The organism is Polaromonas sp. OV174 (assembly GCF_900112285.1).
In the GTDB taxonomy this organism is placed as follows: Bacteria; Pseudomonadota; Gammaproteobacteria; order Burkholderiales; family Burkholderiaceae_C; genus Polaromonas.
Genome location: NZ_FOKZ01000003.1, coordinates 267619 through 278686 on the forward strand (window position 1 = coordinate 267619; position 11068 = coordinate 278686).

Genomic DNA, 11068 nt, shown 5'->3' on the forward strand with positions numbered 1-11068 from the left:
GACGCCAAAATTCGGCTAAATCAAGCCACCTCTGACAACTTGCCCAGCACCAGCCTGAACTCGCGCCCGCAGCGCGCCGCCAGCGTTTCGTCGTGCGTCACCAGCACAAAGGCCGTGCCATGCTCGCGAGCCAGTCGCAGCATCAGCTCAAACACGCCATCGGCGGTGGTCCGATCGAGGTTGCCGGTGGGCTCGTCGGCCAGTACGCAGGCTGGCCGGGTCACCAGAGCCCTGGCAATCGCGACGCGCTGGCGCTCACCGCCCGAAAGCTCGGACGGGCGATGGTGAATGCGCTCCCCCAGCCCCACCTCGGCCAGCATTTTCATCGCCACCTGCGCGGCGTCCTCACGGGACTGGCGCCGTATCCACAAGGGCATGGCGACGTTGTCGAGCGCGCTGAATTCCGGCAGCAGGTGGTGAAACTGGTAGACAAAACCCAGGTGCTGGTTGCGCAACTCGCCCTGCCGGGCGGGTGACAGCGCGGCCAGGTTCTGCCCCTTGAGCTCGACCTGACCGCTGCTGGGCGCATCCAGCCCGCCCATCAAATGCAGCAAGGTGCTTTTGCCCGAGCCCGAGGCGCCAACGATGGCCAGCGTCTCGCCACGATGCACCTGCAGGTCCACGCCGTGCAGCACGGTCAGGTCGATCAGGCCTTCGTGAAAGCGCTTGGTCAGGCCGCTGGCGCGCAGCACCACCTCAGCGGCGCTAGTGTTAGCTTGCATACTTAAAAACCTCATGAAGCGTTAAATCCTTGCCTGGATCCAGACGGTGCGAGCGCAGCGGCGGCCTCCTCTCCAGCCAGCAGGGGCCGCGGAACCGGCTTAGCCGGGCCGCAGGCGCAGCAGCCCCCTCGGGGGGCAGCGCAGTACGCGAAGCGACAAGCGTGGGGGCCACATCACTCATAACGCAAGGCCTCCGCTGGGTTGACCCGGCTGGCGCGCCAGCTCGGGTAGATGGTGGCCAGGAAGGACAGCACCAGTGAAATAACAACAATCGGCATGATGTCGCTGTACTGCGGCTCGCTGGGCATGCGACTGATCAGGTAGATGTCTTTTGGCAAAAAACTGGCGTTCAGCATGCGCTCCAGCGCCGGCACGATCACGTCGATATTGAAGGCGATGCCCAGGCCCAGCAGCAGGCCGGAAAAGGTGCCAATCACGCCTACCATGGCGCCCTGCACCATGAACACGCCCATGATGCTTTTCGGGCTGGCGCCCAGGGTGCGCAAAATGGCGATGTCGGCGCGCTTGTCGGTCACCGTCATGACCAGCGTGCTGACCAGGTTGAAGGCCGCCACCGCGACGATCAGCGTCAGGATGATGAACATCATGCGTTTTTCCAGCTCCACGGCGGCAAACCAGTTCTTGTTCTGCCGCGTCCAGTCGCGAATCAGCAAGTCTCCGCTCAGGGTCCGGGACAGTTCCAGCGCCACTTCGCGCGCCTGATGCAAGTCCTTGAGCTTGATGCGTATGCCGGTCGGTCCTTCAAGGCGGAAAATCCTGGCCGCATCGTCCTGGTGCAACATCACCAGCGCCGAGTCGTATTCATAGTGACCCGAGTCAAAGGTGCCGACCACCGTCATGGTTTTCAGGCGCGGCAGCACTCCGGCCGGCGTCACCTGGCCGCTGGGCGCAATCAGCGTGACGCTGTCGCCCTCACGCACGCCCAGGCCGCGCGCCAGCTCGCCGCCCAGCACCACGCCAAAGCCGCCGCTGACAAGCTTGGGAAAGGCGGTGTCTTTCAGTTGCTGCGCCAGATCGGTGACCTGGCCCTCCAGCGCCGGATCTATGCCCCGCACCAGCACACCCTTCATGTCTTCGCCGCGCGCCAGCAGGGCTTGAGCCGCTATGAAAGTTGCAGCGCCGACGACGTTCGGGTTGGCCCTGATCTCGGCCATGGTTTTCTGCGGATCGGGCAAGGCGCCGCCACCGGGAGCGAACACCTCTATGTGCGAGATCACGCCCAGCATGCGGTCGCGGACTTCCTTCTGGAAGCCATTCATCACACTCAGCACAATGATCAGCGCAGCCACACCCAGCGCAATGCCCAGCATGGACACGCCCGAAATAAAGGAAATAAAGCCGTTGCGCCGGGTGGCGCGGCCGGCGCGGGTGTAGCGCCAGCCCAGAATCAGCTCGTAGGGGATTTGCATAGCGGCGATTGTGGCATCCCGGACAATAGCCCCATGCCCGACCCCATCCCAACAAGTCATCTGCTGATTCCCGGCGCCGGCTGGCCCGCTGCGGCCGAGCCCGGCGCGCCCGCGCGCCCGCAGCCTCCACTCCCCAATCTGACGCAGTTGCTGCTGCATATGGCACCGTCCGGCCTGATCGAATGCGAGGAGGATAGCCCCGCCATGCCTTACGAGCTGGCGCTGGCGCAACTCAATGGCTTGCCGGCGCAACCCGGCCTGACGCCCTGGGCGGCCTTCGAAACCGGCACCACAGTCACGCCCTGCGCCTGGGTCAAGCCCTGCCACTGGCTGGTGGGCGCCGACTATGTGCAGCTCGACGATCCGGCCAGCCTGGACCTGGATGAGACCAGCTCACGCGTCCTGCTGGAAGCCGCTGCCCCCTATTTTCTGGAGGACGGCATCACACTGAGCTACCGCACGCCCCAGGCCTGGCTGGCCAGCGGCGAGGTCTTTCGCCAGTTGCCCACGCGCTCACTGGATCGCCTGATAGGGAGGCGCATCACACCGGCGGTGTTCGATGCCAGCCGCAGCGGGAGCACCGTGCTGCGCCGCCTGCAAAACGAGATGCAGATGCTGTTCTATACCCATGCCGCCAATGACCGACGCCTGCAGCAAGGCCTGCTGCCGGTCAACTCCTTCTGGATCACCGGTGCCGGTGCGCTGGAGCAGCCACCCACACCGCTTCCCGGCCTGCAAGTCGAAGCGCGCCTGCACGCGCCGGCACTGCAGCAAGACCCGCAAGCCCACGCGCTAGCCTGGCAGGCAGTGGACGCCGACGCCTGCGCCCGTCTGCTGGCCCAGCTCAAACAGGGGCAAGCGGTGCAGCTGACCCTGTGCGGCCAGCGCCTGGCCCGCAGCTATCGCGTCGCCCAGCCCACGCTGGCACGCCGAATCAAGCATTATTTAGGGCTGAAGCCCTTATCCCTAGGGCTAGAAGAGCTATGAAAATAATAGCAAGAGAGATTCCTCCGCGCGCCGTCTGGGCGCTGCAGCAGGCCGGCATTCACCCCTTGCTGGCGCAGCTCTACGCGGCGCGTGGCGTGCATTCGGCGGAGGAGCTCAACGACGGCCTGGCCAGGCTGCTGCCGCCCTCCTCCCTGCATGGCGCCAAAGAAGCCGCCCAGTTGCTGGCCGATGCGATGGATTCCGGCAAAAAAATCTGCGTGGTCGCCGACTACGACTGCGACGGCGCCACCGCCTGCGCCGTGGCGCTGCGCGGCCTGCGCCTGCTGGGTGCGCAGCATGTCAGCTACCTGGTGCCGGACCGGGTGGTGGACGGCTACGGCCTGACCGCGCCGATTGCCGAGCGCGTCAAGGCCAGCGGTGCCGACCTGCTGGTCACGGTGGACAACGGCATTGCCAGCCTGGACGGCGTGGCCCGCGCCAAGGCGCTGGGCCTGCAGGTGCTGGTGACCGACCACCATTTGCCGGCGCTCACGGATGGACAAATCTGGCTGCCGGACGCGGACGTGATCGTCAATCCGAATCAGCCCGATTGCAGCTTTGAGAGCAAGGCCCTGGCCGGCGTGGGCGTGATGTTTTATGTCTTGCTGGCGCTGCGTGCCGAGCTGCGCGAGCGCGGCGTCTTCGATGCTGGCAACCAGCCCAAGCTCGACACCTTGCTGCCGCTGGTGGCGCTGGGCACGGTGGCCGATGTGGTGAAACTTGACGCCAACAACCGCCGCCTGGTGGCGCAGGGCCTCAAGCGCATACGCGCCGGTCATTTGCCCGCCGGCATTGCCGCCCTGTTCAAGGCGGCCGGCCGGCAAGCGCCGATGGCCACCACCTTCGACTTCGGCTTTGCGCTAGGCCCACGCATCAACGCCGCCGGCCGGCTGGCCGACATGACCCTGGGCATCGAATGCCTGCTGAGCGACGACGAGGCACGTGCCGACGAGCTGGCCCAGATGCTGGACGGCATCAACCGCGAGCGCCGCGACATCGAGGCCGGCATGCGCGAGCAGGCCCAGCTGGCGGCCGATGCCATGATTGATGAGGACGAAGAGCCGCCACCGGCGATCGCCATTTTTGATCCGGACTTTCACGAGGGCGTGGTCGGCATCGTCGCCTCGCGCATCAAGGACAAGCTGCACCGGCCCACCTTTGTGTTTGCCGCCAGCCAGGCGCCGGGCAAGGAACATGAACTCAAGGGCTCGGGCCGCTCCATCCCCGGCTTTCATTTGCGCGATGCGCTGGACCTGGTAGCCAAGCGCTGCCCCGGCGTGCTGCTGCGCTTTGGCGGCCACGCCATGGCGGCCGGCTGCACCATTGCCGAGGAGCAGTTCGAGGCCTTTGAATACGCGCTGCAGCAGGTCGCCCGCGAGTGGCTGGACGCCGCCACGCTGACACGCCGGCTAGACACCGACGGCCCGCTACCGGCCGAATACCGGCGCACCGACGTGGTCGACACCTTGCACCAGGAAGTCTGGGGCCAGGGTTTTGCCGCGCCCACCTTTAGCGAATTCGTCGAGGTGGTGTCGCAGCGCCTGGTGGGCGAAAAACACCTGGCGCTCAAGCTCAAGCACCAGGGCCAGCCGGTGGACGGCATCTGGTTCGGCCACACCGAAGCCCTGCCGGCGCGGGTCAAGCTGGCGTTTCGGCTGGATGCCGACGAATGGCAGGGCATCAAACGGGTGCGCTTTCTGGTGGAAGGCGCTGAACTTTAGTCCTAGCCTGTGATGCATCGCCATGCTGCCTTGTCCGACGATTCCTGAGTACGTCGGCCTACAGCAGGCCGCTGGGCGGGCGGCGGAAAATGGATCTCCGAAGGCGCCTACAACTAAGCGCCAAACACCCCGGAGATCACCATGAATTCCATCATTTACATCGTAGGCCTTGTTGTCATCATCGGAGTCATCCTTTCCTACTTCGGTTTCCGCTGAAACGGCATGTGCAGTCGAAATCGTCTGAGTCAAACCAAAGCCCCATGACAGACGGTGGCACCGGAGCCGGCAAACCCAGGCGGCGAACCCAAAGCCAGTTGACAGCCGCACTGCAGCCGCTGGCCATAAAGCCTAAAATGACCCTGTGTACAAAACCATACTCAACGCCGATCTTCATTGCCACTCCGTCGTCTCCGATGGCACCCTGACACCTGAAGTGCTGGCCGAGCGCGCCAAGGCCAATGGCGTGGAACTGTGGGCACTGACCGACCACGACGAGATTGCCGGCCAGCAGCGTGCCGCCGACGCGGCCAAAGCGCAAGGCCTGCACTACCTCACGGGCACCGAAATTTCCGTCACCTTTGCCGGCGAAACCGTGCACATCGTCGGCCTGGGTTTTGACGCCAGCAATACCGCGCTACAGCAAGGCTTGCGCAACACCCGCGGCGGACGCGAGCAGCGCGCCATGGAAATGGCGGAGTCGCTGGCCAAAGCGGGCATACACGGCGCGTTTGAAGGGGCGCTGAAGTTTGTCGGCAACCCTGAACTGATTTCACGCACCCACTTTGCCCGTTTCCTGGTGGAATCCGGCGTCTGCCGCGAAACCCCCGAAGTGTTTCGAAAATACCTGACCGAAGGCAAACCCGGCTATGTGCCGCACCGCTGGGCCAGCTTGCAAAATGCCGTCAACTGGATCACGCAGGCGCAGGGCGTGGCGGTGATTGCCCATCCGGGCCGTTACCGGTTCACGGCCAATGAGGAATACGCGCTGTTTACCGAGTTCAAGGCGCACGGCGGTCAGGGCGTTGAGGTTGTCACCGGCAGCCATACCCCGCAGGAATACCTGAAATATGCCGAAACGGCTAAGGAATTTGGCCTGGCCGCCTCGCGCGGCAGCGATTTCCATAGCCCCGACGAGAGCCACACCGACTTGGGCGCCCTGCCATTTTTGCCGGGTCAACTGACCCCGGTCTGGGAACTGCTGACGGACCGCATCCAGTGATGGCCGGCCCCGCAAGAAGCGCTCCCCACGCACTGACAGGCATCGCACTTTTGGTGGCTGCCGTGGCCTGTTTTGCCGTTTTGGATACCACCACCAAAATCATCTCCCTGAGCGTGCCCTTGCTGATGGCCTTGTGGTTTCGCTACGCCTTCCAGGCCGTCGCCACCACCTTGGCGGTGCTGCCCAAACGGGGCTGGGCGCTGCCGCGCACGGCCCATCCCAAGTTTCAGTGCCTGCGCGGCGTGCTGCTGCTCAGCAGCAGCGTGTTCGCTTTTTTCAGCCTCAAATACATGCCGGTGGGCGAGTTCACGGCCATCGTCATGATCACGCCGCTGCTCATGACCCTGCTGGCCTCCTTCGCCTTGAACGAGCGGGTTTCCTGGCTGCGCTGGTTGCTGGTCATGGGCGGCTTTACCGGCACGCTGATCATCATCCGCCCGGGTGGCGAGGACTTTGACTGGGCCATGCTGCTACCGCTGGGCCTGGTGGTATCCAATGCCTGGTTCCAGATTCTGACCAGCCGGCTGGCCCGCACCGAAGACCCTATCACCATGCACTTCTACACCGGCTGGGTCGGCACGCTGCTGGCCTCGCTGGCCCTGCCCTTTGCCTGGACCTGGCTGGATTCCTGGACGCTGTGGGCCGGCCTGGGGCTGATGGGTTTGATGGGCACGATCGGGCACTTCATGATGATCCTGGCCTATGTCCGCACGCCGGTATCTACCCTCACGCCCTTTCTTTATGCACAGATCGGCTTTGCCATGCTGGGCGGCTGGCTGGCGTTTTCGCATGTTCCCGATCACTGGTCCGTGCTGGGCATGTGCATGATCGCGCTCTGCGGTGCCACCGGCGCCTGGCTGGCGGTGCGCGAGAGCCGGCTCGTGATTCAAGCCACGGAATCCTGAAAGGCGTGTCATGGCCCAATTCTTTGAAGTTCATCCTGAAAATCCCCCACTGCGCCTGCTGAAACAGGCGGCAGCCCTGCTGGCGCGTGGCGGCATCGCCGCCGTGCCCACCGACTCCAGCTACGCCTTGGTCTGCCAGCTCGATGACAAGGCGGCGGCCGACGGCCTGCGCCGCATCCGCGGGGTGGACGACAAACACCACCTGACCCTGCTGTGCCGCGACTTGAGCGAACTGGCCAACTACGCGCGGGTGGACAACAAGCAGTTTCGCCTGCTCAAAGCGGCGACGCCCGGGCCTTACACCTTCATCCTGGAGGCCAGCAAGGAAGTGCCGCGCCGCCTCAGCCACCCCTCGCGCAAGACCATAGGCCTGCGCGTGCCCGAGCACAAGGCCTTGCAGGCGCTGCTGGAATTGCACGGCGCGCCGCTGCTGGCCACCACCCTTATCCCACGCGGCGAGAGCGACCCACTCAACGACGCCAACGACATCCGCGAGCAAATGGAGCGTGAGCTCGCCGCCATCATTGACGCTGGCGCCTGCCCCAAGGAACCCACCACCGTGATCGACCTGACACCCATGGCTGACGGCGGCGAGCCGGTGGTGATCCGGCAAGGCCGCGGCGAGTTGGCGGCGCTAGGTCTGTAACAGGAGACAATCGCAGCATGGATATTGCCAACCTGATTCAAACCGTCGCCATTTACGCCCTGCCCGTGCTCTTTGCCATCACGGTGCATGAGGCGGCGCACGGCTACGCAGCCCGCCATTTTGGCGACAATACGGCGTTCATGATGGGCCGCATCACGCTGAACCCGCTCAAGCACATCGACCCCATAGGCACCATTGCCATGCCGCTGCTGCTGTATTTCGCCACCTCGGGGGCTTTTCTGTTTGGCTATGCCAAGCCGGTGCCGGTGAATTTTGGCGCCTTGCGCCACCCCAAGCGCGACATGGTCTGGGTGGCGCTAGCCGGCCCGGCGTCCAATTTTGCCCAGGCCCTGCTGTGGGCCGTGGTACTGGTGCTGCTGGCCGGGCTGGGCGTGCAGGAGCCCTTCTTCATCAAGATGGCGCAAGCCGGCATTCTGGTCAACCTGGTGATGTGGGCCTTCAACCTCTTTCCCCTGCCGCCGCTGGACGGTGGCCGCATCCTGGTTGGCCTGTTGCCCTGGAAACAGGCCCAGTGGGTGGCACGCATAGAACCCTGGGGCTTCTTCATCGTGATGGGCCTGGTGATTGCCGGCGTGGTCGGCACTTTGTGGTTGCGCCCGCTCATAAGCCTGGGCTACTCCGTCATCGACATCCTGATGACGCCGCTGTTCGCCCTGCTCCGGTAATTACCCTCTTATTTTTGGCATTCCCTGCATGACCCCCGTACCCTCTACCTCCCCCCAGCGCTTTCTGACCGGCATCACGACCACTGGCACGCCCCACCTGGGCAACTTTGTCGGCTCCATCCGCCCCTCGGTGGCAGCCAGCCGCCTGCCGAACGTACAGAGTTTTTACTTCCTGGCCGACTACCACGCGCTGATCAAGTGCGATGAGCCGGCGCGCATCCAGCGCTCCACGCTGGAAATTGCGGCCAGCTGGCTGGCGGCCGGACTGGATCCGGAACGCGTGGTGTTTTACCGCCAGTCCGACATCCCGGAAATTCCCGAGCTGACCTGGCTATTGACCTGCGTCACAGGCAAGGGTCTGCTCAACCGGGCCCATGCCTACAAGGCTTCCGTCGATAAAAACGAAGCCGCTGGCAACGACCCCGATGCCGACGTCACGGCCGGCCTGTTCATGTACCCGGTACTGATGGGCGCCGACATCCTGATGTTCAAGTCGCACAGGGTGCCGGTGGGACGCGACCAGGTCCAGCACATCGAAATGGCACGCGACATGGCGCAGCGCTTCAACCATCTGTATGGCGAGCATCTGGTGCTGCCCGAAGCGGTGATCGAGGAGTCGGTCGCCCTGCTGCCCGGCCTGGACGGGCGCAAGATGAGCAAGAGCTACAACAACACCATTCCCCTGTTCACGCCCCGCGACCAATTGCAAAAGCTGATCGCCAGCATTCTGACCGACTCACGTGCACCGGGCGAGGCCAAGGAAGTCGAGGGCTCAGCCCTGTTCCAGATTTACCAGGCCTTTGCCAGCGAGCCCGAGACCGCAGCGCTGCGCCAAGCTTATGCCGACGGCATAAGCTGGGGCGATGCTAAGCAGATACTGTTCGAGCGCATCGATCGGGAAGTGGCTCCCATGCGCGAGCACTACCAGGAACTCATCGGTAATCCCGGCAAGATCGAAGTTTTGCTGCAAGCCGGCGCCGACAAGGCACGTGCGGTAGCCACGCCCTTTATAGGTGAGTTGCGGCGCGCAGTAGGCCTGCGCAAGCTGGATGCGCAAGCAGTCGCTGCCCCAAAAAGCAAGGCCCCAAAAGCCGCCACACCGACCTTCAAGCAATACCGTGAAAAAGATGGTCTTTTCTATTTCAAGCTGCTGGATGCCAACGCTCGCCTGCTGCTGCAAAGCCAGGGCTTCGAATCACCCAAAGACGCGGCACTGACGATTGCAGCGCTGCAAAAAGAAGGGTTGGTCGCATTGACAGCCCTGCAGGGTCAGCTTGAAACGGCCCAAGGCATTTCGAGCGCTGAACTAGATGCGGCCCTGCAGTTTTTTGCGCCTAACGGGGACTGAGCAGTTCAGCTCGGCGATCCGAGCCAGGCGGCGCGTAAAGCTTACTTTTTGAAACAGGAATTAGAGGGGAAATAGCCCCCGTTCAGCTTAATTCAGGTCTTAAATTCAATGTTCGGCAGTTATGCTCAGCTGCGCCCGGAACGACACTTAGACCTGAATTAATGCGCATTTTTGTCCTCGATAGCCATCCTCTGATGCGAGAGGCTATCGCCATATTGATCCATCGTTTGATCAGCACCGCCACGGTGACCGGCCTGGACCGGTTAGCCAGTGTCATGTCCGCCGAACAGCAAGGCCTGCCCGAGTTGATTTGTATGGAGCTGGAACTGCCCGACAACTCTGGCGTTTCAGGCATTCGAGAACTCAGACAGCGTTATCCCGATACGCCGCTATTGGTTCTGTCGGCTGCCCAGGACGAGGGCGGGAAAGACCAGGCGATATCTGCCGGGGCAAGCGCCTACCTTTCAAAATGGGCAGAAACGGCAGAAATCACCAAGGTGTTGAGCTCATTTCTGAGCCCAAAACTCGAAGCAACACCGGCCACGCCGCCAGAAAAACTGTCCAAACGACAAAAGCAGCTGCTGGTCATGCTTGACAAAGGCATGAGCAATCGGGACATCGCCGAAGCACTTGAAATCAGTGAGCACACGGTCAAAGTGCATTTATGGCGCTTGTTCCGGCGCATCAATGTCAAAAGCCGATCACAGGCCAGCCATCTGGCCCGAACCAAGGGCCTGCTTTAAGGCCTCTGCAAGCATCAGACTCATCGCTATGACTAGGCGCTGAGAAGTGGCCCCGAAAATCTGACGAGAAGACTAGGGCCTTGGTCGGTCATCCAGCCGAGAGCTGGGTACGCATGGCTCCGAATACCCCTATCGCCAAGTCCGAAGTCAATCTATCTGGACTCTTGCGCCCAGAGATGGAATCGCAAATACCCCTTTGGGACTATCGAGCATCCTCAATTACCTTGCCGTCATGGGGCAGGCTGCCAGGCGCCAGCAGCTGCACCGTGCCGCGCAGCTTGGTGACGTCGCGTATGGCTTCACCAATGCGCTGCTCCAGGCCCGCAGGCGACGAGGCGGTTTCGACCTGCAGCGTCATGCTGTCGTTGGCCATCTCGCCGCTGACCACCAGCCTGGCCTTGAGCACCTCGGGAAAGCGCCGGGCGATGTTGGCGATCTGCTCGGGATGCACAAACATGCCGCGCACCTTGGCGGTCTGGTCGGCCCGGCCCAGCCAGCCCTTGATGCGGCTATGGGTGCGCCCGGTGGGACAGGCACCGGGCAGTACCGCCGACAAGTCGCCGGTGCCAAAGCGGATCAGCGGGTAGTCGGGATTGAGCGTGGTCACCACCAGTTCGCCGACTTCGCCGTCGGCCACCGGGTCGCCGGTGCCGGGGCGAAC

At 63.3% G+C, this 11068-nt stretch carries 11 protein-coding genes; 8 read left to right on the top strand and 3 right to left on the bottom strand.

Annotated elements, in window-relative coordinates; all coding sequences use genetic code 11:
- Positions 1 to 20 precede the first annotated feature (20 nt).
- Both lolD and BM160_RS04630 read right to left on the bottom strand, forming a co-directional pair.
- Positions 21 to 722: a lipoprotein-releasing ABC transporter ATP-binding protein LolD gene (lolD, locus tag BM160_RS04625; protein WP_092001171.1), complete on the bottom strand. Its 702-nt coding sequence runs from the start codon at positions 720 to 722 to the stop codon at positions 21 to 23.
- Between the two features lie 173 nt (positions 723 to 895).
- Positions 896 to 2152, bottom strand: a complete 1257-nt coding sequence (locus BM160_RS04630) for a lipoprotein-releasing ABC transporter permease subunit (protein ID WP_092001174.1) — start codon at positions 2150 to 2152, stop codon at positions 896 to 898.
- Positions 2153 to 2185: 33 nt separating this feature from the next.
- Here BM160_RS04630 and BM160_RS04635 point away from each other — a divergent pair, with 33 nt between their 5' ends.
- The 8 genes from BM160_RS04635 to BM160_RS04670 all read left to right on the top strand — a co-directional run bounded on the left by BM160_RS04635 (position 2186) and on the right by BM160_RS04670 (position 10407).
- Positions 2186 to 3139, top strand: a complete 954-nt coding sequence (locus BM160_RS04635) for a hypothetical protein (protein ID WP_092001177.1) — start codon at positions 2186 to 2188, stop codon at positions 3137 to 3139.
- Entirely contained in the window at positions 3136 to 4860 is a 1725-nt protein-coding gene (recJ, locus tag BM160_RS04640) for a single-stranded-DNA-specific exonuclease RecJ (protein ID WP_092001180.1), read from the top strand. The genes BM160_RS04635 and recJ overlap by 4 nt, the downstream gene beginning before the upstream one ends.
- Before the next feature lie 361 nt (positions 4861 to 5221).
- A complete protein-coding gene (locus BM160_RS04645) occupies positions 5222 to 6079 on the top strand; it encodes a 3',5'-nucleoside bisphosphate phosphatase (RefSeq protein ID WP_092001183.1) in 858 nt (285 codons plus the stop codon).
- On the top strand, positions 6079 to 6984 hold the full coding sequence (locus BM160_RS04650) for a DMT family transporter (protein ID WP_092001185.1): 906 nt from the start codon (positions 6079 to 6081) through the stop codon (positions 6982 to 6984). The genes BM160_RS04645 and BM160_RS04650 overlap by 1 nt, the downstream gene beginning before the upstream one ends.
- Positions 6985 to 6994: 10 nt before the next feature.
- Complete coding sequence (locus BM160_RS04655) at positions 6995 to 7630, top strand: L-threonylcarbamoyladenylate synthase (protein WP_092001188.1); 636 nt, start codon at positions 6995 to 6997, stop codon at positions 7628 to 7630.
- Positions 7631 to 7647: 17 nt separating this feature from the next.
- Positions 7648 to 8316, top strand: a complete 669-nt coding sequence (locus tag BM160_RS04660) for a site-2 protease family protein (RefSeq protein ID WP_092001191.1) — start codon at positions 7648 to 7650, stop codon at positions 8314 to 8316.
- Between the two features lie 28 nt (positions 8317 to 8344).
- On the top strand, positions 8345 to 9664 hold the full coding sequence (locus BM160_RS04665) for a tryptophan--tRNA ligase (RefSeq protein ID WP_092001193.1): 1320 nt from the start codon (positions 8345 to 8347) through the stop codon (positions 9662 to 9664).
- 161 nt (positions 9665 to 9825) lie between these two features.
- Complete coding sequence (locus tag BM160_RS04670; RefSeq protein ID WP_092001196.1) at positions 9826 to 10407, top strand: LuxR C-terminal-related transcriptional regulator; 582 nt, start codon at positions 9826 to 9828, stop codon at positions 10405 to 10407.
- A 202-nt stretch (positions 10408 to 10609) separates the two neighbouring features.
- On the opposite strand, the gene BM160_RS04675 is transcribed toward BM160_RS04670, so the two are convergent.
- On the bottom strand, positions 10610 to 11068 hold a 459-nt coding region (locus BM160_RS04675), incomplete at its 5' end, for a phenylacetate--CoA ligase family protein (RefSeq protein WP_143093180.1).